23 protein-coding genes are annotated in these 21817 nt (G+C 60.2%); 10 read left to right on the top strand and 13 right to left on the bottom strand.

All coding sequences use genetic code 11. From position 1 onward, the window contains the following. Positions 1 to 40: 40 nt before the first annotated feature. Positions 41 to 436 carry a peptide-methionine (R)-S-oxide reductase MsrB gene (msrB, locus tag FHK92_RS15895; RefSeq protein ID WP_181288897.1) on the bottom strand — a complete coding sequence of 132 codons (396 nt, stop codon included), beginning with the start codon at positions 434 to 436 and terminating at the stop codon, positions 41 to 43. Positions 437 to 656: 220 nt separating this feature from the next. On the opposite strand from msrB, the gene FHK92_RS15890 reads away from it, so the two are divergent. Together FHK92_RS15890 and htpX are read left to right on the top strand one after the other, a co-directional pair. Next, a complete protein-coding gene (locus FHK92_RS15890) occupies positions 657 to 1868 on the top strand; it encodes a pyridoxal phosphate-dependent aminotransferase (protein WP_018603142.1) in 1212 nt (403 codons plus the stop codon). Between the two features lie 300 nt (positions 1869 to 2168). After that, positions 2169 to 3056 (top strand): protease HtpX, encoded by an 888-nt coding sequence (gene htpX, locus FHK92_RS15885; RefSeq protein ID WP_003199411.1) that lies wholly within the window; start codon positions 2169 to 2171, stop codon positions 3054 to 3056. 92 nt (positions 3057 to 3148) lie between these two features. Here htpX and FHK92_RS15880 read toward each other — a convergent pair whose 3' ends face one another. Then, a complete protein-coding gene (locus FHK92_RS15880) occupies positions 3149 to 3802 on the bottom strand; it encodes a thiopurine S-methyltransferase (protein WP_181288896.1) in 654 nt (217 codons plus the stop codon). A gap of 103 nt (positions 3803 to 3905) precedes the next feature. On the opposite strand from FHK92_RS15880, the gene FHK92_RS15875 reads away from it, so the two are divergent. Further along, the gene (locus FHK92_RS15875) at positions 3906 to 4673 is read left to right on the top strand and encodes a DODA-type extradiol aromatic ring-opening family dioxygenase (protein WP_181288895.1); all 768 of its coding nucleotides are present in this window, start codon (positions 3906 to 3908) and stop codon (positions 4671 to 4673) included. Positions 4674 to 4873: 200 nt separating this feature from the next. On the opposite strand, the gene FHK92_RS15870 is transcribed toward FHK92_RS15875, so the two are convergent. Together FHK92_RS15870 and FHK92_RS15865 are read right to left on the bottom strand one after the other, a co-directional pair. Further along, entirely contained in the window at positions 4874 to 6547 is a 1674-nt protein-coding gene (locus FHK92_RS15870) for a DEAD/DEAH box helicase (protein WP_181288894.1), read from the bottom strand. 466 nt (positions 6548 to 7013) lie between these two features. Next, positions 7014 to 7769 (bottom strand): spermidine synthase, encoded by a 756-nt coding sequence (locus FHK92_RS15865; protein WP_030141883.1) that lies wholly within the window; start codon positions 7767 to 7769, stop codon positions 7014 to 7016. A 141-nt stretch (positions 7770 to 7910) separates the two neighbouring features. Between FHK92_RS15865 and FHK92_RS15860 the strand changes: the two genes are divergently transcribed. Continuing rightward, the gene (locus FHK92_RS15860) at positions 7911 to 9257 is read left to right on the top strand and encodes a class II 3-deoxy-7-phosphoheptulonate synthase (RefSeq protein ID WP_181288893.1); all 1347 of its coding nucleotides are present in this window, start codon (positions 7911 to 7913) and stop codon (positions 9255 to 9257) included. A gap of 123 nt (positions 9258 to 9380) precedes the next feature. Here FHK92_RS15860 and FHK92_RS15855 read toward each other — a convergent pair whose 3' ends face one another. Together FHK92_RS15855 and FHK92_RS15850 are read right to left on the bottom strand one after the other, a co-directional pair. Further along, positions 9381 to 10610: a winged helix-turn-helix domain-containing protein gene (locus tag FHK92_RS15855; RefSeq protein WP_181288892.1), complete on the bottom strand. Its 1230-nt coding sequence runs from the start codon at positions 10608 to 10610 to the stop codon at positions 9381 to 9383. A gap of 64 nt (positions 10611 to 10674) precedes the next feature. Then, positions 10675 to 10896, bottom strand: coding sequence for a DUF1127 domain-containing protein (locus FHK92_RS15850; RefSeq protein WP_181288891.1), 222 nt, complete (start codon positions 10894 to 10896; stop codon positions 10675 to 10677). 97 nt (positions 10897 to 10993) lie between these two features. Between FHK92_RS15850 and FHK92_RS15845 the strand changes: the two genes are divergently transcribed. Continuing rightward, on the top strand, positions 10994 to 11848 hold the full coding sequence (locus FHK92_RS15845) for a LysR substrate-binding domain-containing protein (protein ID WP_181288943.1): 855 nt from the start codon (positions 10994 to 10996) through the stop codon (positions 11846 to 11848). Here the strand turns inward: FHK92_RS15845 and FHK92_RS15840 are convergent. Beyond that, entirely contained in the window at positions 11838 to 12587 is a 750-nt protein-coding gene (locus tag FHK92_RS15840; protein ID WP_181288890.1) for a sulfite exporter TauE/SafE family protein, read from the bottom strand. The genes FHK92_RS15845 and FHK92_RS15840 overlap by 11 nt on opposite strands. A 147-nt stretch (positions 12588 to 12734) precedes the next feature. On the opposite strand from FHK92_RS15840, the gene FHK92_RS15835 reads away from it, so the two are divergent. The 3 genes from FHK92_RS15835 (at position 12735) to FHK92_RS15825 (ending at position 15188) form a co-directional block, all read left to right on the top strand. Beyond that, entirely contained in the window at positions 12735 to 13196 is a 462-nt protein-coding gene (locus tag FHK92_RS15835; RefSeq protein ID WP_181288889.1) for a MarR family winged helix-turn-helix transcriptional regulator, read from the top strand. Between the two features lie 526 nt (positions 13197 to 13722). Further along, complete coding sequence (locus FHK92_RS15830) at positions 13723 to 14142, top strand: organic hydroperoxide resistance protein (RefSeq protein WP_181288888.1); 420 nt, start codon at positions 13723 to 13725, stop codon at positions 14140 to 14142. Between the two features lie 35 nt (positions 14143 to 14177). Beyond that, on the top strand, positions 14178 to 15188 hold the full coding sequence (locus tag FHK92_RS15825) for an alpha/beta hydrolase (protein WP_181288887.1): 1011 nt from the start codon (positions 14178 to 14180) through the stop codon (positions 15186 to 15188). A gap of 71 nt (positions 15189 to 15259) precedes the next feature. On the opposite strand, the gene FHK92_RS15820 is transcribed toward FHK92_RS15825, so the two are convergent. Continuing rightward, positions 15260 to 15829 (bottom strand): elongation factor P, encoded by a 570-nt coding sequence (locus FHK92_RS15820; protein WP_007955690.1) that lies wholly within the window; start codon positions 15827 to 15829, stop codon positions 15260 to 15262. A 48-nt stretch (positions 15830 to 15877) separates the two neighbouring features. Beyond that, the gene (earP, locus tag FHK92_RS15815; protein WP_181288886.1) at positions 15878 to 17011 is read right to left on the bottom strand and encodes an elongation factor P maturation arginine rhamnosyltransferase EarP; all 1134 of its coding nucleotides are present in this window, start codon (positions 17009 to 17011) and stop codon (positions 15878 to 15880) included. 121 nt (positions 17012 to 17132) lie between these two features. Between earP and FHK92_RS15810 the strand changes: the two genes are divergently transcribed. Both FHK92_RS15810 and FHK92_RS15805 read left to right on the top strand, forming a co-directional pair. After that, positions 17133 to 17516 carry a hypothetical protein gene (locus tag FHK92_RS15810; protein ID WP_181288885.1) on the top strand — a complete coding sequence of 128 codons (384 nt, stop codon included), beginning with the start codon at positions 17133 to 17135 and terminating at the stop codon, positions 17514 to 17516. 2 nt (positions 17517 to 17518) lie between these two features. Further along, positions 17519 to 18001 carry a GreA/GreB family elongation factor gene (locus tag FHK92_RS15805; protein ID WP_030141872.1) on the top strand — a complete coding sequence of 161 codons (483 nt, stop codon included), beginning with the start codon at positions 17519 to 17521 and terminating at the stop codon, positions 17999 to 18001. Between the two features lie 7 nt (positions 18002 to 18008). On the opposite strand, the gene cysB is transcribed toward FHK92_RS15805, so the two are convergent. The 4 genes from cysB to FHK92_RS15785 all read right to left on the bottom strand — a co-directional run bounded on the left by cysB (position 18009) and on the right by FHK92_RS15785 (position 21569). Continuing rightward, the gene (gene cysB / locus FHK92_RS15800; RefSeq protein ID WP_003183769.1) at positions 18009 to 18983 is read right to left on the bottom strand and encodes an HTH-type transcriptional regulator CysB; all 975 of its coding nucleotides are present in this window, start codon (positions 18981 to 18983) and stop codon (positions 18009 to 18011) included. A 111-nt stretch (positions 18984 to 19094) separates the two neighbouring features. Then, entirely contained in the window at positions 19095 to 19595 is a 501-nt protein-coding gene (locus FHK92_RS15795; protein ID WP_181288884.1) for a universal stress protein, read from the bottom strand. A 96-nt stretch (positions 19596 to 19691) separates the two neighbouring features. Further along, positions 19692 to 20597 carry a 5'-nucleotidase gene (locus tag FHK92_RS15790; RefSeq protein ID WP_181288883.1) on the bottom strand — a complete coding sequence of 302 codons (906 nt, stop codon included), beginning with the start codon at positions 20595 to 20597 and terminating at the stop codon, positions 19692 to 19694. Between the two features lie 18 nt (positions 20598 to 20615). After that, complete coding sequence (locus FHK92_RS15785; protein ID WP_181288882.1) at positions 20616 to 21569, bottom strand: putative 2-dehydropantoate 2-reductase; 954 nt, start codon at positions 21567 to 21569, stop codon at positions 20616 to 20618. Between the last annotated feature and the right edge of the window lie 248 nt (positions 21570 to 21817).

Genomic DNA, 21817 nt, shown 5'->3' with positions numbered 1-21817 from the left:
CGGGAGCAAGCTCCCTCGCCACAAAGGACCGCGCAGAACTTTACTCGCGCGGTACGAGATCCAGGCACACCGAGTTGATGCAGTAACGCAGCCCGGTCGGCGGCGGGCCGTCCGGGAAGACATGACCCAAGTGCGCATCGCATTTGGCGCAGACCACCTCGGTGCGGATCATGCCATGGCTCACGTCCCGCACCTCCACCACCGCGCTGCCTTCGATCGGCGCGTAGAAACTCGGCCAGCCACAGCCCGAATCGAATTTGGTCTGCGAATCGAACAGCGGTTCGTTGCAGCAAATGCAGTGGTACACACCGTCGGTCTTGGTCGCGTTGTATTTCCCGGAGAACGGTCGCTCGGTGCCTTTGAGCCGGCAGACGTTGTATTGCTCCGGGTCGAGCATGTCACGCCATTCTTCAAGGGTTTTCTGCAACTTTTCCATCGTCCTACCTCGGCAATTGAAAAAGCCCGATCCGACGCTTTTCCGCAGATCGGGCGGCACGTATGATTGCGCCTCGTCAGGCGCCAGTCTGGCAGTCACGTCATGCGCATTCAAATGGATTGTGGCGCATCTACCGCGTCCGGCCCGGGCACAGACGCAGGATCCCCAGTACGGTAGTTCATATGCCGCCTGGATCGTTCATTTTCGGGAACACATCGCCATGCAGGTCAGCAAATCGAACAAGCTCGCCAACGTCTGCTACGACATTCGCGGCCCGGTGCTCAAGCACGCCAAACGCCTGGAAGAGGAAGGCCACCGTATCCTCAAGCTGAACATCGGCAACCCGGCACCCTTTGGTTTCGAAGCGCCCGATGAAATCCTCCAGGACGTCATCCGCAACCTGCCGACCGCCCAAGGCTACAGCGACTCCAAAGGCCTGTTCAGCGCGCGCAAGGCCGTGATGCAGTACTACCAGCAAAAGCAGGTAGAAGGCATCGGGATCGAAGACATCTACCTGGGCAACGGCGTGTCCGAGCTGATCGTCATGTCCATGCAGGCCTTGCTCAACAACGGCGACGAAGTCCTGGTGCCGGCACCTGACTACCCGCTCTGGACCGCTGCCGTGAGCCTGTCCGGCGGTAACCCGGTGCATTACCTGTGCGACGAGCAAGCCAACTGGTTCCCTGACCTGGCGGACATCAAGGCCAAGATCACCCCGAACACCAAGGCCCTGGTCATCATCAACCCGAACAACCCGACCGGCGCCGTCTATTCCCGGGAAGTGTTGCTGGGCATGCTGGAACTGGCCCGCCAGCACAATCTGGTGGTGTTCTCCGACGAGATCTACGACAAGATCCTGTACGACGACGCCGTTCACGTCTGCACCGCCTCCCTGGCGCCGGACTTGCTGTGCCTGACCTTCAATGGCTTGTCCAAATCCTACCGGGTGGCGGGTTTCCGTTCCGGCTGGATCGCCATCTCCGGGCCCAAGCATCACGCCCAAAGCTACATCGAAGGCATCGACATGCTGGCCAACATGCGTCTGTGCGCCAACGTGCCGAGCCAGCACGCGATCCAGACCGCTCTGGGCGGCTACCAGAGCATCAACGACCTGGTCCTGCCTCAGGGTCGACTGCTGGAACAACGCAATCGCACCTGGGAATTGCTCAACGACATTCCTGGCGTCAGCTGTGTCAAGCCGATGGGCGCCTTGTATGCCTTCCCACGGATCGACCCGAAAGTCTGCCCGATCCACAACGACGAAAAATTCGTCCTCGACCTGCTGCTCTCGGAAAAGCTGCTGGTCGTCCAGGGCACGGCGTTCAACTGGCCATGGCCGGACCATTTCCGTGTCGTGACCTTGCCGCGGGTCGATGACCTGGACCAGGCCATTGGCCGTATCGGCAACTTCCTCAAGTCCTACCGCCAGTAATCCAGCCCGCGTGCGAGGCCCCTCACCTCGCACGCTGTCTGATTCAGCAACATATCCGTCCGATCAGCGCCACCAGGCCTTCTACACTGGGATTCGAGAGCTGATAGTCGACGCAACTCAACGTTCGCGGGGCGCGGATGCCGAATCTCATTTCCATAGTCACTTTCAGAAAAGTCCTTCAAACATTTAGGACGGCTGTAGGACACAGTTTGAAATAGTAGGCGAGTTGAATAGCCCGCGGCAGCACCTTATATACCCCGCATAACGCTACATCTTTAGCATGAGGAGATTGCTACCACCATGATGCGCATCCTGCTGTTTTTGGCCACTAACCTGGCGGTCGTGCTGATTGCCAGCATCACCCTGAGCCTTTTTGGCTTCAACGGGTTCATGGCGGCCAACGGGGTTGATCTCAACCTCAATCAGCTGCTGATCTTCTGTGCGGTGTTCGGTTTCGCCGGTTCGCTGTTCTCGCTGTTCATCTCCAAGTGGATGGCGAAGATGAGCACCAGCACCCAGATCATCAGCCAGCCGCGCACTCGCCACGAACAATGGCTGTTGCAGACCGTCGAGCAGTTGTCTCGCGAAGCCGGGATCAAAATGCCCGAAGTCGGTATCTTCCCGGCCTACGAGGCGAACGCCTTCGCCACCGGCTGGAACAAGAACGATGCACTGGTCGCCGTCAGCCAGGGCCTGCTCGAGCGCTTCTCGCCGGATGAAGTCAAGGCCGTGCTGGCCCACGAGATTGGCCACGTTGCCAACGGCGACATGGTTACGCTGGCGCTGATCCAGGGCGTGGTGAACACCTTCGTGATGTTCTTTGCCCGCATCATCGGCAATTTCGTCGACAAGGTGATCTTCAAGAACGAAGAAGGCCAGGGCATCGCCTACTACGTGGCGACCATTTTCGCCGAACTGGTTCTGGGCATCCTCGCCAGCGCCATCGTCATGTGGTTCTCGCGCAAACGCGAGTTCCGCGCCGACGACGCCGGTGCACGCCTGGCCGGCACCAGCGCAATGATCGGCGCCTTGCAGCGCCTGCGCGCAGAACAAGGCCTGCCGGTGCACATGCCCGACACCTTGAACGCCTTTGGTATCAACGGTGGCATCAAGCAGGGCCTGGCTCGCATGTTCATGAGCCACCCGCCGCTGGAAGAGCGAATTGACGCACTGCGTCGCCGTGGTTGATCGCTAGAGTCTCAAATGGAAAGCCCGCAGCAATGCGGGCTTTTTTTGGCTGGCCATTCACATGCCGCCTCACCTGTTACAACCACAACAGATCAAAACCTGGAAATCAGATACACCCGCTCATCCAGCCGCTTCACCCCCGCCTGCAAGAATTTCCAGCTCTCCCCAAGCACATCCTGCTCCTGCAAGACCTCCAGACGCCAAGCGCCACCCAGCAGCCGCTGCACTTCCTCGTGCCCAACGGAAAACGGCGGCCCAGGCATTTCGTCCTGGTTGTAATCGAGGGTAATTAACAGCCCGACGCAGTCAGGCAATATTTTCAGTAGATGCGCCACGTACCGCTCGCGCATCGGCCCAGGCAAGGCGATCAATGCAGCGCGGTCATACAACGTCGCGCAATCGGCCACGTCCAAAGGCGTCAACGCAAAGAAATTACCGCAGCGGATTTCGATGGCACCGGAACGAAATATCTTGAAAGCGCCCTCCTCACTCACGTTCGGCTCAAGCTGATGTTCCTGAAAAAAATCAGTGACGGCTTTCTCTGACAGCTCAATCCCCAGCACGGAAAAACCTTGTTGCGCCAACCACAGCAGATCCAGAGTCTTGCCGCACAAGGGCACCAACACTCGAGTCTCTTCAGGCAATCCCAATTGGGGCCAGAAACGCTGCAGATAAGGGTTCACCTCCGGCAGATGAAAGCCGATCTGGTTGGTTGACCAACGCTTGTGCCAAAACTCGGGGTCCATGGGTTCGCTCCATAAATTCGATCAAAACAGGTTAAAACTTATATTAGATTTTGATCATTGACCTGACAGAAGATGGCACATCTTAACGCTCAGGAGCCCGTCCATGCTGCCCAGCCTGTTTATTTCCCATGGCTCACCGATGCTCGCCCTGGAGCCCGGCGAAAGCGGCCCAGCGTTGGCTCGCCTGGCCGCGCAATTGCCCAGGCCAAAGGCCATTGTCATTGTCTCGGCTCATTGGGAGAGCGACGAGCTCCTGGTCAGCGCCAACCCGCGACCACGCACCTGGCATGACTTCGGCGGGTTTCCACCGGACCTGTACAAGGTGCAATACCCCGCGCCAGGCGAACCCCAGCTGGCAGCACAGGTAGCCGAGTTACTCAACGCCGCGCATCTGCCAGCACGCCTCGACACGGGACGCCCTTCCGATCACGGCGTCTGGGTGCCGCTGTCCTTGATGTACCCCGAGGCCGATATCCCCGTGGTGCAGGTCTCCTTGCCCAGCCATCAAGGCCCGACACTGCAAACGCAAGTCGGCCGCGCATTGGCGGAGCTGCGGGAACAAGGCGTGCTGGTGATCGGTTCCGGAAGCATTACGCATAACCTGCGGGACCTGGACTGGAACGCCAGCCCTGAAAGCGTCGAACCCTGGGCCAAGGCGTTTCGCGATTGGATCGTCGAGCAACTGGTCGCCAACGACGAGGCGGCCCTGCACGATTATCGCCGCCAGGCGCCCAATGCCGTGCGCAGCCATCCTAGCGATGAACATTTGTTGCCGCTGTATTTCGCCCGGGGGGCTGGCGGGACATTCAGCGTTGCCCATGCGGGGTTCACGATGGGGACGCTGGGGATGGACATCTATCGGTTCGACTAATCGCAAACCGAGTCGCGCCAATCGCGAGCAAGCTCGCTCCCACATTGGGTCTTCGGCGCTCACAAATCCCCTGTGGGAGCGAGCTTGCTCGCGATGGGTCTCCCCGCCGCTCGCACTGAAAAAACACCACACGACAGGCAAAAAAAATCCCCGAACCAGTCGGGGATTTTTCATGCTCGATCAATCAACCCGCAGGTCGATTAATCTTCGCGGTAGCGACGCAGCTTGAGCTGCTTGCCGGCCACGCGGGTGTCCTTGAGCTTGGTCAGCAACTTCTCCAGGCCATCTTCCGGCAGTTCCACCAGGCTGAAGCTGTCACGCACTTGGATGCGACCGATGGCTTCGCGGGCCAGGCCGCCTTCGTTGAGGATCGCGCCCAGCAGGTTCTTGGCGGCAATGCCGTCACGAGCGCCCAACGCGGTACGGCAACGGGCACGGCCTTCGGCCAACGGGATCGGCGCGCGACGCTCGCGATCACCACGGTCCGGACGATCGCCGGTGCGCTCAGGACGGTCGCCACGCGGTGCGTTGTTCGGCACCAGGGGACGTTCCTTCTCGATTGCAGCCAGGTTCAGCGCTTGGCCATTGGTGGCCTTGCGCAGCAGGGCAGCGGCCAGGGCACGCGGGGTGCATCCGATGTCGGCGGTCAGGCGATCGAGCAGATCACCGTGGGTCGATTCGGCGTCAGCCACCAGCGGCGACAGGCTGTTGGTCAATTTCTTGATGCGTGCATCGAGAACAGCCTGGGCGTCCGGCAGGCGAACTTCAGCCACCTTCTGGCCAGTCACACGCTCGATCACTTGCAGCATGCGGCGCTCACGCGGGGTAACCAGCAGCAGCGCGCGACCTTCGCGACCGGCGCGGCCAGTACGGCCGATACGGTGAACGTAGGATTCCGGATCGTACGGCATGTCCACGTTGAACACGTGGGTGATGCGCGGAACGTCCAGGCCACGGGCAGCGACGTCGGTCGCCACAACGATGTCCAGGCGGCCATCCTTGAGGGAATCGATCACGCGCTCACGCTGGTTCTGGGCGATGTCACCGTTCAGCGCAGCGGCTTTGTAGCCTTTGGCTTCCAGGGCGCTGGCCAGGTCCAGGGTCGCTTGCTTGGTGCGCACGAACATGATCAGGGCGTCGAAGTCTTCGACTTCCAGCAGGCTCAGGACAGCAGAGGTCTTCTGGTCGGCGTGAACCAGCAGGTGAGCCTGCTCGATCGCGGTGACGGTCTGGGTCTTGCTCTGGATCTTCACGTGCTTCGGATCGCGCAGATGGCGTTCGGCAATGGCACGGATCGATTGAGGCAAGGTGGCCGAGAACAGGACGGTCTGGCGAGTTTCAGGCATGGCCTTGAAGATGACTTCCAGGTCGTCCATGAAGCCCAGCTTGAGCATTTCGTCCGCTTCGTCGAGAACCAGGTGGTTCACGGTGGCGAGGACTTTCTCGTCGCGACGCAGGTGGTCGCACAGACGGCCCGGGGTGGCGACAACGATCTGTGCGCCATTACGGATTGCTTTCAGTTGTGGGCCCATCGGCGCGCCGCCGTAGACAGCCACAACAGTCACGCCTGGCATTTGCTTGGCGTAGGTTTCGAAAGCGGTTGCAACTTGTAGCGCCAACTCACGAGTTGGGGCCAGGATCAGAGCTTGCGGCTCGCGCTTGGACGGATCAATGCGGTGCAGGATCGGCAGTGCGAACGCGGCGGTCTTACCCGTACCGGTTTGCGCCTGACCAATCATATCGTGACCGGCGAGAATGATCGGGATCGACTGCTGCTGAATGGCCGAAGGCTCTTCATAGCCGGTAGCGACTACTGCAGCGACAATATTGGGATGAAGTTCAAGAGCGGCGAAGCCGCCGATTTCCTGGGTCATGGGTCTGCCTCTAAGTGCATCCGCAAAGACCCATGCTCCAAAGCTGCGCATGCCGTGTTGAGACTCAAGAGTCGCCCTGGCAGCTTTGTCGGCGGGGATTTGCGAAAACGAATGAATGAAAAAGAACGTCGCGGAAGCATCCGTTGTGCGGACATGCAACCGAAGCTGGCTTCGGGGAATTGCGCTACCTTGACGCGGCCCGGCTAAAGGCCGGCGCGCACTATACCGGAATTCGCCAAAAAAGGGAGATTTTTTTACTGAAAACACCGTTGTAGGGCTCGCCATCAAAAGCCTATGGGCGGCCGGCTAAAACGGTTCACTTGCGCTGGCGTCCCCTGTGGCGAGGGAGCTTGCTCCCGCTGGGTCGCGAAGCGGCCCCCATCGATTCCAGACTACTGACCCAGGCGTCTGCTTCGCAGCCGAGCGGGAGCAAGCTCCCTCGCCACAAAAACCCTTGCAGTCCTGATCACGTCGCCGGCCGGATCGCCTTGATCAACGACTGCAACGAATAACCCAACCGCGGTGCCAGCCCTTCGGCCCGGGCAACCAGGCCGTCCATATCCAGTTCCTGGTCGAGGTCCGCCGGCACAATCAGGATCACGTTGCCCTCTTTCACCGGCAGCTCCCAGTAATGCCGATGATAAAGACCGCGCAACAGCGCGGCGCCCAGGGGCTTGCCGTCATCGGTCGCCCATTGGTTGATCACCAGCCAGCCACCGGGATTGAGGCGCTTCTGGCAGTTTTCCAGGAAACCCCAGGCCAGATGGCCTACGCCGGGACCGACGTCGGTGTAGAGGTCGACAAAAATCAGGTCCGCCGGCTCCGCCGTTTCAAGCAATTCCAAGGCGTCGCCGACACGGATGTACAAACGCGGATCGTCGTCCAGCCCCAGGTATTCGATGGCCAGGCGCGGCACGTCGGGGCGCAGCTCGATCGCCTCGACGTCTTCCAACGGCAGGAACTTGAGGCAGGCCTGGGTCAAGGTGCCTGCGCCCAACCCCAGGAACAGCGCGCTTTCCGGCTGCTCATGACACAACGCACCGATGAGCATGGCACGGGTGTAGTCATATTCGAGCCAGCTCGGATCGGCTGTGAACACGCAGCTCTGCTCGATGGCATCGCCGAATTCGAGAAACCGGTAATCGGCCACTTCGAACACGCGAATCATCCCGAACTCGTCGTGCACCTCGGCGAGCAAATGCTCGACGCGCTCCTCTGTCATTTCATCTCCTGATGTTGCCGGGCGGGCATTAGCCTGCGTATACGGGGCAAAGGCGCGATTGTCCGCGAAGCAAGCGGAACAGGTCACGCACTAATTTGCTGATAACATGAGCGCCCGAGCGTAAACCACCTAGAGATCATGATGAGCCAACCCTGGAGCCCTGACAGCTGGCGCGCCCTGCCGATCCAGCAACAACCCCGCTACCCCGACACCGCGCACCTGTTGCAGGTGGAGCAGACCCTGGCCAGTTATCCGCCATTGGTGTTTGCCGGTGAAGCCCGGGAGTTGCGCCGTCAGTTCGCCGAGGTCACCCAGGGCCGGGCCTTCCTGCTGCAGGGTGGCGATTGCGCCGAAAGCTTTGCCGAATTCTCGGCTGCCAAGATCCGCGACACCTTCAAGGTGCTCTTGCAGATGGCGATCGTCATGACATTTGCCGCTGGTTGCCCGGTGGTCAAGGTCGGGCGAATGGCCGGGCAATTCGCCAAGCCACGCTCGGCCAATGATGAAACCATCGACGGCGTGACACTGCCGGCCTATCGCGGCGACATCGTCAACGGTATCGGTTTCGACGAAAAAAGCCGCGTACCGGATCCGGAGCGGTTGCTGCAGTCCTACCACCAGTCCACCGCGACCCTGAACCTGCTGCGCGCCTTCGCCCAGGGCGGCTTTGCCGATCTGCATCAGGTGCACAAGTGGAACCTGGATTTCATCGCCAATTCAGCCCTGGCGGAAAAATACAGCCATCTGGCCGACCGCATCGACGAAACCCTGGCATTCATGCGCGCCTGCGGCATGGACAGCTCGCCGCAACTGCGCGAAACCAGCTTCTTCACCGCCCATGAGGCGCTGCTGCTCAATTACGAAGAAGCGTTCGTGCGTCGCGACAGCCTGACCAATGATTATTACGACTGCTCGGCCCACATGCTGTGGATCGGCGACCGGACCCGTCAGCTGGACGGCGCCCATGTCGAGTTCCTGCGCGGGGTGAACAACCCGATCGGGGTCAAGGTCGGCCCGAGCATGAACCCTGACGACCTGATCCGCCTGATCGACGTACTCAACCCGGACAACGACCCGGGCCGACTGAACCTGATCGCGCGCATGGGCGCCAACAAGGTCGGCGATCACCTGCCGCAACTGCTGCGCGCGGTGCAGCGCGAGGGCAAGCAGGTGCTGTGGAGCTCCGATCCGATGCATGGCAACACCATCAAGGCCAGCAGCGGCTACAAGACCCGGGACTTTGCGCAGATCCTTGGCGAAGTGAAGCAGTTCTTCCAGGTCCACGAAGCCGAAGGCACCTATGCCGGCGGTATCCACATCGAGATGACCGGGCAGAATGTCACCGAATGCATCGGCGGCGCCCGGCCGATTACCGAGGACGGCCTGTCGGATCGCTACCACACCCATTGCGACCCACGGATGAATGCCGACCAGTCGCTGGAGCTGGCGTTCTTGATTGCCGAGACGTTGAAGCAACTCCGGCGGTAGGTTCTTCTTCGCCGGTTAGAATGCTATCGCGAGCAAGCTCGCTCCCACATTGGATCTATTCTGGACACAAATCCGTGGTCACCGAAGCCCCTGTGGGAGCGAGCTTGCTCGCGAAGGGCCAGCTCAGTCACTATCGATTCGCGCCAATGCCGCCGCCAACCGAACCCCACTCGCCCTCCCACAGTTGAGCTGAACCCGCTCCAACCCCAACCACCGGGCCATGCGCCCGAGACTCACCGCCAACGCTTGCATCCCCTCTTCGTCCAACCCCGGCGATTCCTCGTGCACTGCATGCACGGCCAATTGCCCCAACGCCCGCTCCGCACGCAAGTCCACCCGCGCCGCAATCCGCTCGTTGTGCAGAAACGGCAAGACGTAATAGCCATACACCCGCTTGTGCACCGGCGTGTAGATCTCCAGCCGATAGCGAAAATCGAACAGCCGCTCGGTACGACTGCGCTCCCAGACCAGCGAATCGAAGGGCGACAGCAGCGCACTGGCGGCGACCTTACGGGGAATTTTCACGCCAGGTCGGCACCAGGCTGGCTGCTTCCAGTCCTGAATCTCGCAACGGAGCAATTCGCCCGCCTCCTCAAGTTCGGCGAGCCGCTCACGGGAGTCCGCCGGACTCAGGCGAAAGTAGTCGCGCAGGTCCTTTTCAGTAGCGACACCCAAGGCTTCGGCGGCGTGGATCAGTAAAGCGCGCTGGGCCTGGGCTTCGTCCGGCAGAGGTTGTTGCAGCACGGAGTTGGGCAGGACCCGTTCCGGCAGATCGTAAAGCCGCTCGAAGCCCCGCCGTCCCGCCACCGTCACTTCACCCGCAGCGAACAGCCATTCCAGCGCATGTTTTTCCGCGCTCCAGTCCCACCACGGGCCGGCCTTTTCCTGGCGGGTGGACAAACTGCCCGCGCCAATTGCGCCCTGGTCCCGGACCGCCTGCAGGACGCGGTGAATCACGTCTTGCTGCTCCTGGCCGAAACGCGCCAATTGCTGATAGATACCTTCGCCGCGCGCTGCACGGGCCATGCGCCAGCGCATCAACGGGTACATCGCCACCGGCAGCAGCGAGGCTTCATGGCCCCAATATTCAAATAGCGTGCGACGGCGGCCCTGGCTCCAGGCGGCTTGATCGAGCAAATCGCGGTTGTAATGACCGAGGCGGGAAAACAGCGGGAGATAATGCGAGCGCACCAGCGCGTTGACGGAGTCGATCTGCAGGACGCCGAGGCGTTCAATCAAGCGGTTGAGACGCGAGGGTTGCACCGAAGCTGGCGATAGCCGCCCATCGAATCCTTGGGCGGCCAACGCCAGACGCCGGGCCTGTTTGAGGGTAAAGGATACAGTCGCGGGCATGGAGATCTCCTTGTCTGCTCGCAACCTACCTCACCATTGGACGGTTTGTGTAGGGAAGGATGGCTCATTTGTGCATCGGGTCATCCCAGAATGGCCGAACCACTTCCTGTTCCACATCAGCACGACTCACGCCGATGTCCTTGAGCGCCTCGTCGCTCATCGAAGCCAGCAATTCACGTTCATGGTGCAATTCGTACCAGCGGCTAAACTTGTGCAACAGCGCGCCGAGCGAAAAACCATGGGATGAGAATTTGTCGATCAGTAAATACCCTTTTTGACCTTTCATCGTGATGTCCTCCGTTGGGGATGGCTCTAGTCTCGCGCCGAGGCTAAGATCAATCCAACGAATGTTTCTTATGCAATACATCTCGGAGATTGATCAATTGTCGAGTTACCCGAGCATCGATACCGAAGTGCTGCGCACCTTTGTCGCCATTGCCGACCAAGGGGGGTTCACCCGCGCCGGGGAACTGGTCAACCGCACGCAATCCGCCGTCAGCATGCAGATGAAGCGCCTGGAGGAGGACGTGCTGCAGCGCCGGCTGTTCGAACGCGACGGGCGCCAGGTCAAGCTCACCGCCGAGGGCCAGGTATTGCTGGGTTATGCCCGGCGGATCCTCAAGCTGCACAGCGAAGTGTTCAATACGTTGCGTGAACCGCACATGGTCGGCACGGTACGCATCGGCACGCCGGATGATTACGTGATGCGGTTCCTGCCGGGCATCCTGCAGCGCTTCGCCCAGTTCTATCCATTGATCGAAATCGAAGTGCACTGCGAATCGTCCAAGCAGTTGCTGTTGCGCCAGGATCTGGACTTGTCCATCGTCACCCGCAAGCCGGGGGATGAGATTGGCCAATTGCTGCGCAAGGAGCGCTTTGTCTGGGCCGAAGCCGCCTGCTTCAATGTCCATGAACAAACACCGCTGCCGCTGGCGATGTTCAACAGCGATTGTTTCTGTCGGCAATGGGCGTGCAATGCGTTGGATGCCATGGGCCGCGATTATCGCGTGGCCTACAACAGCTCGAGCCTGTCGGCGCTGATGGCCGTGGTGGGCGCGGGCCTGGCGATCACCGCGCAGCTGGAAAGCCTGCTGACCCCGGACATGCGTGTCCTCGGTGAGGCGGAGAACCTGCCGGAGCTGCCCGAGGCCAGCATTATGTTGATCCGCAACTTGCACAACCCGTCGCCGATCACCGAATGCCTGGCCGAACACATTATCGAAGGCTTCAAGCTTTAAAGATAAGCAACACCGCGCACAGCACCAGGAAACCGCAGAACAGCCCGCGCAGCAGTCGCTCCGGCAAGGCGTAGGCGACTTTTACGCCCCAACTGATGCTCATCAGGCCACCGAGGGCCAGCGGCAGGCCGATCCACCAATCCACCTCATGGTGAAACGCATAGGTGGCGAGGGTCACGCCGGTGCTGGGCAAGGCCAGCGACAGCGACAATCCCTGGGCAACGACCTGAGTGGTGCCGAATACACTGGTGAGGATCGGCGTGGCGACAACCGCCCCGCCGACACCAAACAAACCGCCCATCGTTCCTGACGCCGCCCCCAACACGCCGAGCCATGGCCAGCCGTGGCGCATCTGCGCCGAAGCGGGCGCCGTCGCGGCGAACATTCGGATGAGGTTGTAGGCCGCCAGCACCACCAGGAACACCACGAAGCCGATTCGCATGCTTTGCGCGTCAATGCCCACGGCCCAGATGGAACCGAGCCACGCGAAGCAGAACCCCATGGAGGCCAACGGCAGGACATGTCGCATCTCGATGCGATTGCGTTGGTGATAACGCCACAGCGCCAGCATCACGTTGGGAACCACCATCACCAGCGCCGTGCCTTGGGCGATCTGCTGGTCCAGACCGAACCATACGCCCAACACTGGTATCGCGATCAATCCGCCACCAATGCCAAACAATCCCCCCAAGGTGCCCAGCGCGGCGCCCAACAGCAAATACAGCACGACCTCGACCACAGACGATTCTCCCTTTATCAGGGCGCCTATCCTACGCAGTTGGCGACAACGAGGAAACGCAACAGCTGATCAGGTCGTCAGAATTATCTGGTGCATTAAAGATTCGTCCGCTAGATTTGTAGCCATTATTGATTGAAAGGTTTCGCCATGAGCACCCAACACGACAGCCCCGACCCTTGCGACGCCCTGTTACTGGACAACCAGGTCTGTTTCGCCCTCCACTCCACGTCGCTGCTGATGACCAAAGTCTACAAACCGCTGCTTCAAGCGTTGGGCCTGACCTATCCGCAATACCTGGCGATGATGGTGCTGTGGGAAAAAGACGGTTTGACCGTCGGTGAAATCAGCAATCGGCTGCTCACCGACCCAGGTTCGCTGACGCCACTGCTCAAACGCCTGGAGGCAGAAGGTTTGCTGAGCCGCACCCGCAGCCGGGAAGACGAACGCGTGGTGATCGTCGAGCTCACTGAGCAAGGCCGCGCCCTGCAGAAAAAAGCCCTCGATATCCCGCAATGCATCCTTGCCGCCAGCGGCCAGACACTGGAGCAATTGAAGAAGCTGCAACTTGACCTGCAAGAGCTGCGCGGGCATTTGCAAGACAGCCTCTAAATCACCGAAACACCGCTAATTCCTGTGGGAGCGAGCCTGCTCGCGAAAGCGGTGGATCAGCTTGCAATGATGTTGGATATGCCGACGTCTTCGCGAGCAAGCTCGCTCCCACAATAGTCCTGCGCTGAATGCAAAGCTCATGGAAACCCAAGATCCCTGTGGGAGCGAGCCTGCTCGCGAAAGCGGCGGCAGATCCGACATCCTCTGTTCAGATCCACCGCTATCGCGAGCAAGCTCGCTCCCACATTGGATTTCTGATGTGAGCAAGGTCTCGTCATCCAGCAACCTCTGTGGAACGAGCCTGCTCGCGATAGCGGCAGCCCTGTCTACCCTCCCCCCTCGAAAAATTTCTACTCTCAAAAACCGCTCTAGCTAAAGGCTTTCAGGCCTTTTCAGCTTGCCGACTCCATCTTGTCCCGAAAATTTATCTTGCGTACAAACTATTAGCGCATTACATTCTCTCCACGCCTACTTAGCGCGCAAACATTTAGCGCAAAAAAACTCAACCTGAAACGAGGCCTCCACCATGAAAACTCTCTATATCGCAATCGCAACCTCCACCGGCGGCCGTGACGGTCGTGCCATCTCCAGCGACAACATCCTCGACGTCAAGCTCGCCACGCCCAAGGAACTCGGTGGTGCAGGCGGTGCAGCGACCAACCCTGAGCAACTCTTCGCCGCGGGCTACTCGGCCTGCTTCATCGGCGCGCTGAAATTCGTCGCCAGCCAGACCAAACGCAAAATCCCTGACGACGCCTCGATCACTGCCCATGTCGGCATCGGCCAGATCCCTGGTGGTTTCGGCCTCGACATCGACTTGCACATCAGCTTGCCGGGCCTGGATCAAGCCGAAGCCCAGAGCCTCGTGGACGCCGCTCACCAGGTTTGCCCGTACTCCAACGCCACCCGCGGCAACGTTGATGTGCGCCTGCACGTAGCCGTTTAACCCCCACCCCCCGACCGAATTTCAAGGAGATAGACATGAACATCAGCAAAACCCTGACCGGCGCCCTTCTCGCCCTGAGCATCAGCAATGCCTTCGCCGGCGATATCGTCGAACACAACACCCAGGCATTTCTCGACGCACTGAACGCCGGCACCGGCAAGCCCCTGGAGCAGTTGTCGCCCAAGGATGCCCGCGCCGTACTGGTCGGCGCCCAGGCAGGTGTGAAATTGACACTGCCCAAAGCGGATGTCAGCGAGAAGACCATCAAGGTCGACGGCCAATCGATCAGCCTGACCATCGTTCGTCCGGCCGGGGTCAAGGGTGAGCTGCCCGTGTTCATGTTCTTCCACGGTGGCGGTTGGGTGCTGGGGGATTTCCCGACTCACGAACGACTGGTTCGGGATCTGGTAGCGGGTTCGGGCGCCGTCGCGGTGTTCGTCAACTACACGCCGTCACCCGAAGCGCATTACCCAGTGGCGATCAACCAGGCTTACGCCGCGACCAAATGGGTGGCCGAGCACGGCAAGGAAATCGATGTCGATGGCAAGCGCCTGGCCGTAGCGGGTAACAGCGTGGGTGGCAACATGGCGGCGGTCGTGGCGCTGATGGCCAAGGACAAGGGCACCCCGGCAATCCGCTTCCAGGCCTTGTTGTGGCCGGTGACCGATGCCAGCTTCGAGACGGCGTCCTACAACCAGTTTGCCGAAGGACATTTCCTCAGCAAGAACATGATGAAGTGGTTCTGGGACAACTACACCACCGATGCCGGGCAGCGTAACGAGATCTATGCCTCGCCATTGCGGGCAACCACCGCGCAACTCAAGGGCCTGCCGCCCGCGCTGGTGCAGACTGCCGAGGCCGACGTACTGCGCGACGAAGGCGAAGCGTACGCTCGCAAGCTGGACGCGGCCGGCGTCCCCGTCACAGCGGTTCGCTACAACGGCATGATCCACGACTATGGTTTGCTCAACGTCGTGAGCCAGGTGCCAGCGGTGCGTTCGGCGATGTTGCAAGCGTCGCAAGAGCTCAAGGAACACCTGAAGTAACAGGGCCTCAAGTAGGCAGAAATAAAAAAGCCCGACTCAATGGTCGGGCTTTTTCATACAGAAGACTTCGCTTATTTAGCGCGGCCTTTGTAGGAACCGCCTTCGCGGGTATCGATCTCGATCATGTCGCCGATTTCGATGAAGTCAGCAACCGACAGCTCGGTACCGTTCTTCAGTTTGGCAGGCTTCATCACCTTGCCGGAAGTATCACCGCGAGCGGAGCCTTCGGTGTAGTCAACCTGACGCACGATGGTGGTCGGCAGCTCTACGGAAACCAGGCGGCCTTCGAAGAATACGGCTTCGCAGACGTCGGTCATGCCTTCTTCAACGAATGGCAGAACGCTTTCGATGTCTTCGGCGTTCAGCTCGTACATGGTGTAGTCAGTGGTGTCCATGAACGTGTAGGAGTCGCCGCTGATGAAGGACAGGGTCGCTTCTTTGCGGTCGAGGATCACGTCGTCCAGCTTGTCGTCCGCACCGTAGACGGTTTCGGTCTTGTAGCCGGTCAGCAGGTTTTTCAGCTTGGTCTTCATGATCGCGCTGTTGCGACCCGACTTGGTGAATTCAGCTTTCTGAACCAGCCAAGGATCGTTGTCGATACGAATCACGGTACCGGGTTTGAGTTCTTTACCAGTTTTCATTGCGAATATCCGAATTTGGATGGGATTTACAAAAATCTAGGCCGCGTATCATATCCAATTTCGGTAAAACTTCACCAGCGCCGTGGCAAGATCGGCTCGTGACGCCTGTTCCAGGCACCACGACTGGGCATGTTCGGCCAACTCCCGATCCGTCTCGCAGGCGGCTTTCCAGTGTTCGGCCATGTCTTGACCGGCATTCCAGGCCCGCCATAGACCGCTGATCGCTTTTTCCGCTGGTTCGGAAAGTCCTTCGGTGTACAGCTTGAGAAATGCCTCGAGTTTCTCCAGGTGGACATCTTCTTCCTGTTGATAAATGTGCCAGAGCAGCGGCCGACCCGCCCATTGTGCCCGCACGAAGGAGTCTTCGCCGCGCACGGCGTTGAAATCACAGCACCATAACAAGTGGTCGTATTCATCCTGACGGACGAAAGGCAATACCTGCACCGTCAGGGCGCCACGGCGATGCGAGGCACCAGCCCCAAGGCCGTCGATGCCCGCCCAACGCTCGACATCCCCCAGGATGCGACCTTCCGGAACCAGTACCTGCCACGGACGGGTATCCGTCGCCATCGCGTCAAACCAGCTCGCCAGTCCCGCATTCTCATAGGCGAACAACGAAATCAGACGTGCCCCGGGCTCCCGCTCGACGCCCAGCCCTCGCAGGAACGCCTGTTGCGCCGCGCCGTCCTGCTGGAATTGTCGACGACGCTCCAACAGCCCAGCTTCGCGCAGCAAGCCTCCGGTGCCCTCTTGGAAGCCTGGAAAGAAGAAATACTTCTGCACATGCTTGTATTTCACCGACGGCAGACCGTGACAACCGATCACCCAGCCCTCGGCGCTCAGGTAATCGAGGTTCATCCACAACGGCGTTACCTGACGCTCGGCCATGGCATCCATGTAGGCGCTGGGCAACTGGCAGGCAAACGCAGCGATCACCACATCGGCAGCCTCGGTAGACGGCCAGTCCTTGGGCCAATGACGCACCTGTACGCCCTGCTGCCACTGTTCGCAGAGCGCCGTGTCTATTTCCGGACACAACCGTTCAAACGCACGCAGGTCATCGACCCAAAGCCGAACCGCGACCCCATGCTCGGCCACCAGTTGCCGAGCCAGGCGCCAGGTGACGCCGATGTCGCCGAAGTTATCCACGACGGTGCAAAAAATATCCCAACGCACGGTCATTCCCGACTCCCTGTGGCAAAGCCTGATTGTCCCGTATTCAACCCATGATGCAGAAGGGCCGACGGCGATTAATCTTCATGCGACAATCAGCGCCTAACCGTGCCCCTGCCAGGAAGCAGTCATGCCTGAACATCCAGCCCCGCGCCTCGGCGCCTTGCAATTGACCGTCAGTATTGCCCTGGGCCTGTGGCTGGGGTTTGTCGCCATCGTTCTGACGAGTTGGTTGTTGTCCAGGTTCCTCTTCGCTGAGCAACTGGCCCCGGTGGCCGCCGCGGTTCATCAACTGGCGCAACCGCCAGCGGTGCAACCGGCGCCCGAGCCGCCCACGCCGATGTTCGAGCAATACCAGCAGAATCTACAGAAGAACGAGCAGCGCCAGGCGCTGGACCAGGTGCGCAGCAACCCGCGCAACCTGTCGAACCCCAAATGCCAGTTCTGGCTGCAACAGGACCAGAACGCGCCGAGCGAGAAAAGCCGCGCCAACGTCCTGCAATTCTGCGAGTGATCATGAATAAACAGACTGTCCACCAGTTGATCCTCGACAAACTCAAGATTGACCTCGACATTGCCGAGCGCGCCGCGCAGACCGCGTACGAAACCGCGACCCACGAAGAAAATATCGCCGAGAACAAATACGACACCCTTGGCCTGGAAGCCTCGTACCTTGCCGCAGGGCAAGCCCGGCGCGTCGAAGAAATCCGCCAGGCGCTCGCGCTTTGCCAGAACCTGACACTAAGACCTTACGATGAAGAGCGCGGTATCCAGGTCGGCACCTTGATCGGGCTGGAAGATGAGGACGGTCGCCAACAGTGGCTATTCCTTGGGCCGGACGCAGCGGGGCTGAAGGTCTCGCTGGTGGGTCAGCCGATCACCGTCATCACCCCTCGCTCACCGCTGGGCCGAAGCCTGTTGGGCAAGTTCGAAGGGGATGAAGTGGAAATCGTCGTGGCGGGTGCCCGGCAACAGTTCGCAGTCACCGAGGCTATTTAGCGATCGGTCAGTGCACCGGCAATTCGACGCCGTCGAACAGCTCTTCGAGTTCCTGCTTGTTGTGGCACTGGATGGCCTTGGCCATGACTTCGCGCGTCAGGTGCGGTGCGAACTTCTCGATGAAGTCGCACATGAAGCCCCGCAGGAAGGTGCCACGACGGAAGCCGATCTTGGTCACGCTGGACTCGAACAACTCACTGGCGTCCAACACCACCAGATCATTGTCGAGCTTGGTATCGACGGCCATTTTCGCGACGATGCCCACGCCCAGGCCCAGGCGAACGTAGGTCTTGATCACGTCGGCGTCGGCGGCGGTGAACACTACTTTCGGGGTCAGGCCGCGATGGCTGAAGGCTTCGTCGAGTTTCGAACGACCGGTGAAACCGAACACGTACGTCACGATCGGATATTCAGCCAACGCTTCGAGCGTCAACTTCGGCAGCTTGGTCAAAGGATGGCCCTGGGGCACCACCACGCAGCGGTTCCAGCGGTAGCACGGCATCATCACCAAGTCGCCGAACAGCTCTAGGGCTTCGGTGGCAATGGCGAAGTCCACGGTGCCATCTGCGGCCATCTCGGCGATCTGCATCGGCGAGCCCTGGTGCATGTGCAGCGCGACATCCGGGTATTGCTTGATGAAATTGCTGATCACCGGCGGCAGGGCATAACGGGCCTGGGTGTGAGTGGTCGCGATGGACAGCGTGCCTTTTTTCTCGTTGGAAAATTCCTGGGCAATCTGCTTGATGCTCTCGACCTTGCGCAGGATCTCGCCAGCCGTGGTGATGATGCGTTCACCGGCCGGGGTCACGCGGGTCAGGTGCTTGCCGCTGCGGGCGAAGACTTCGACGCCCAGTTCGTCTTCCAACAGGCGGATCTGCTTGCTGATGCCAGGTTGCGACGTGTAGAGGCTTTGTGCGGTAGCGGAAACGTTGAGGTCGTGGTGCGCCACTTCCCAGATGTAGCGCAATTGTTGAAGCTTCATATGAATCCCTCAAAGCAGTTGGATGCGACGGGCATCAGCGACGGCATATAACTATATGAATGGTCGCAGCAATAAATCTAGAACTTTTTATAAAAAAGCCATCATTTAGCCTTAGGCCTCTCCTTGCCGCCGGCGCTGGACCAGCGGCACCAGGTAGACCGGCACCCGGGATAACTGCAATACCCGTGCGGCGGTCCTGCCCAAAGGAGTCTCTCCATTCGCCCCCTGGCAGTGACTGCCTACGATCAACAAATCGACGGAGAGTTTCGCAGCCTGCTCAAGAATGACCTGGGAAGGATCACCCTGGAACACCCTCACCGACTTGATCAACTGCAAGTCTTGCTGCCCCTCCCCCAGCTCCTCGCGAAAGCTGTCCAACACGCGCTGCTCGATATTGGCCATCACCGTATTCAGACCCTGGCGATGAAATTCGTTCAGCGCGTGCTCGTCCAGATAGCTTTGCAACACCGACTCGGCGAACAGCCCCATCGGTTCCACCGCATGCACCACATACAACTCGGCTTCAAACGTCCGTGCCAACGCCAAGGCATGCTGCATCACATAAGGGGCATAAAGCCCCAGGTCTGTGGCGTACAGCATCGAACGAATCATGTGACCTCCTCGAATGCCAGAATGGCGGAGATTGATTCAGCTTAGCAGCGCGCCAACGAGCGTGACGTGTGGCGTAACGCCTCAAAGTACGGGCGGTCAGAGCTTCACTTCGTTGCTGATGCCGTGGGGTACGTGGCCAGTGGCGACCACCTCGCGGGCGAGCTCGCAGTGGCCGGTCTGGTCATCGAAAAACACGTCGGCGGCAAAGGCTTCGAGGAATGCCGACTTGGTCAGGCCGCCCAGGAACAACGACTCGTCCAGACGAATATCCCATTCACGCAGCGTACGGATGACCCGTTCATGGGCCGGCGCCGACCGAGCCGTGACCAGCGCCGTGCGGATCGGGCAGGCATCCTCTGGAAATTCACGCTGCAGGGCATTGAGCGCCGCCAGGAACCCCTTGAACGGCCCGCCTCGCAGTGGCTCGCGCGCGGCCTGGCGTTCACTGGCCTGGAAGGCTTCGAGGCCACCGCTCTGATAGATGCGCTCCGACTCATCGGAAAACAGCACCGCATCACCGTCAAACGCAATGCGCAGCTCCTCGCTGGCGGCACGGCTGGCCCCGCCCGACAGAATCGTTGCCGCCGCAAATCCGGCGTCCAAAGCGCTGCGCACGTCTTCGGCATGGGTGGAGAGGAACAGGTCGCAGCCGAACGCCTTGAGGTACGGATAAGGACTTCGACCGCCAACGAACGCGGCGCGGGAAATCGCCAGGCCGTAATGATGAATCGAGTTGAACACCCGCAGGCCAGTGTCGGCGCTGTTGCGCGACACCAGGATCACCTCGACACGGGCTCGCCCCAGGTGCTGGTTTAGGTTGAGCAATTTCTGCACGAGGGCGAAAGCATCCCCGGGTTCCAGCACCTCGTCTTCATGCTCGATCTGGTATTGCCGATAGGCCTCGACACCACTGGAAAGATAGACCTTGTGGCTTTCCCTCAGGTCGAACAAGGCACGCGATGAAATCGCCAGCACCAGTTTGTCGTCGATGTTGTTCGCCATGCTGTCCCCCTTCATCCATCAACGATTGCGGCGGTCCAGGAACGCCAGCGCCTGATACAAGGCTTCGATCTTCGGCAAATCGCAGCCCGCCGCCTTCGCCGCTGCCAGTGGCCGGCCGTAGATCGCATCCAGCTCCAACGGCCGTTCATGGGAATAATCGTGATACATGCTCGGCCAATAGTCGGGCATCTTTTCGGTCATCGTAAAGAGATAGTCGGCATACCCTGGTGCGATTTGATGCCCGCAGGCTTGCGCACCGCGTACCACCTCCGCCATCAACGCCTGGATCAGACCGCGACTGTGGTCGTTGGCCATCAACGGCGTGGTGCTCGCGCCCAGCAGCACCGAGAGGCCGTTGTACGGTACGTTCCATACCAGCTTTTGCCAGCGAGCCTTTTGCAGGTCGGGCATGGGCTGGGAGTCGATACCGGCGGCACGAAACAACCCAGCCCCCTCTTCGACAATCGCCATGCGCTCGGCCTGGTCCTGACAAGGACCGCTGTGATAACCGATATTGACCGCGCCGAGGGCCTGATGGGCAACGATGCCCGGCCCGACGCGATGAACGCAGACCAGGCACAGGCCGCCCAACAAGTGCAGTGAGTCGGGCAGTAGCGGCCGCAGGTCGTCCTCGACATCGAGCCCGTTCTGCAGCAACAGGACTTTCGCGCCATTGGCGGCAGCCTGGATGATGGCCGGGGCCAGGTCGGCATTGCTGGTGGTCTTGGCGCCCACCAGCAGCCAGTCGCAAGGCGGCATTTCGTTCGCCGAACGGTAGGCCTGGACCGGGTTGAGGGCCAGCGTGCCATGGACTGCGCTGTCGACTCGCAGGCCGCCTTCGGCCACAGCGGCAAATTCACTGCGCAGCAAGAAGTGCACATCGAAGCCGGCACGAGCCAGCATCACGCCGTAGAAGCCGCCAATCGCCCCGGTGCCGATCATTCCTATCCGCGCTTTTACGCCTGCCTGCATGACCGTAGTCCTCTTGAAAACAATCCGTGCACACTATCAACGGGGGCCAAGTGGCATGCAATCCTCATTGCAAGCAGCCGTGAAATCAATCCCCGGCCTGCCTTCGTAATCAAGGTCATCCAAACACCTGTGGCGAGGAGCTTGCTCCCGCTGGGCTGCGGAGCGGCCCCAAGACTTTGCGGTCGCTGCGCAACCGAGCGGGGGCAAGCTCCCTCGCCACAGGTCCATCGTTTTTCTTATGAGCACCT

The sequence above is a fragment of the Pseudomonas brassicacearum subsp. neoaurantiaca genome (genome assembly GCF_013608025.1).
Lineage (GTDB): Bacteria > Pseudomonadota > Gammaproteobacteria > Pseudomonadales > Pseudomonadaceae > Aquipseudomonas.
The sequence above is the reverse complement of the archived record's forward strand: the minus strand, read 5'-3'. Positions and strand labels throughout refer to the sequence as shown.

Bases quoted from the DNA above. Each gene is read 5' to 3' on its own strand.
- msrB (WP_181288897.1), bottom strand. From the start codon at position 436: ATGGAAAAGTTGCAGAAAACCCTTGAAGAATGGCGTGACATGCTCGAC.
- FHK92_RS15890 (WP_018603142.1), top strand. From the start codon at position 657: ATGCAGGTCAGCAAATCGAACAAGCTCGCCAACGTCTGCTACGACATT.
- htpX (WP_003199411.1), top strand. From the start codon at position 2,169: ATGATGCGCATCCTGCTGTTTTTGGCCACTAACCTGGCGGTCGTGCTG.
- FHK92_RS15880 (WP_181288896.1), bottom strand. From the start codon at position 3,802: ATGGACCCCGAGTTTTGGCACAAGCGTTGGTCAACCAACCAGATCGGC.
- FHK92_RS15875 (WP_181288895.1), top strand. From the start codon at position 3,906: ATGCTGCCCAGCCTGTTTATTTCCCATGGCTCACCGATGCTCGCCCTG.
- FHK92_RS15870 (WP_181288894.1), bottom strand. From the start codon at position 6,547: ATGACCCAGGAAATCGGCGGCTTCGCCGCTCTTGAACTTCATCCCAAT.
- FHK92_RS15865 (WP_030141883.1), bottom strand. From the start codon at position 7,769: ATGACAGAGGAGCGCGTCGAGCATTTGCTCGCCGAGGTGCACGACGAG.
- FHK92_RS15860 (WP_181288893.1), top strand. From the start codon at position 7,911: ATGAGCCAACCCTGGAGCCCTGACAGCTGGCGCGCCCTGCCGATCCAG.
- FHK92_RS15855 (WP_181288892.1), bottom strand. From the start codon at position 10,610: ATGCCCGCGACTGTATCCTTTACCCTCAAACAGGCCCGGCGTCTGGCG.
- FHK92_RS15850 (WP_181288891.1), bottom strand. From the start codon at position 10,896: ATGAAAGGTCAAAAAGGGTATTTACTGATCGACAAATTCTCATCCCAT.
- FHK92_RS15835 (WP_181288889.1), top strand. From the start codon at position 12,735: ATGAGCACCCAACACGACAGCCCCGACCCTTGCGACGCCCTGTTACTG.
- FHK92_RS15830 (WP_181288888.1), top strand. From the start codon at position 13,723: ATGAAAACTCTCTATATCGCAATCGCAACCTCCACCGGCGGCCGTGAC.
- FHK92_RS15825 (WP_181288887.1), top strand. From the start codon at position 14,178: ATGAACATCAGCAAAACCCTGACCGGCGCCCTTCTCGCCCTGAGCATC.
- FHK92_RS15820 (WP_007955690.1), bottom strand. From the start codon at position 15,829: ATGAAAACTGGTAAAGAACTCAAACCCGGTACCGTGATTCGTATCGAC.
- earP (WP_181288886.1), bottom strand. From the start codon at position 17,011: ATGACCGTGCGTTGGGATATTTTTTGCACCGTCGTGGATAACTTCGGC.
- FHK92_RS15810 (WP_181288885.1), top strand. From the start codon at position 17,133: ATGCCTGAACATCCAGCCCCGCGCCTCGGCGCCTTGCAATTGACCGTC.
- FHK92_RS15805 (WP_030141872.1), top strand. From the start codon at position 17,519: ATGAATAAACAGACTGTCCACCAGTTGATCCTCGACAAACTCAAGATT.
- cysB (WP_003183769.1), bottom strand. From the start codon at position 18,983: ATGAAGCTTCAACAATTGCGCTACATCTGGGAAGTGGCGCACCACGAC.
- FHK92_RS15795 (WP_181288884.1), bottom strand. From the start codon at position 19,595: ATGATTCGTTCGATGCTGTACGCCACAGACCTGGGGCTTTATGCCCCT.
- FHK92_RS15790 (WP_181288883.1), bottom strand. From the start codon at position 20,597: ATGGCGAACAACATCGACGACAAACTGGTGCTGGCGATTTCATCGCGT.
- FHK92_RS15785 (WP_181288882.1), bottom strand. From the start codon at position 21,569: ATGCAGGCAGGCGTAAAAGCGCGGATAGGAATGATCGGCACCGGGGCG.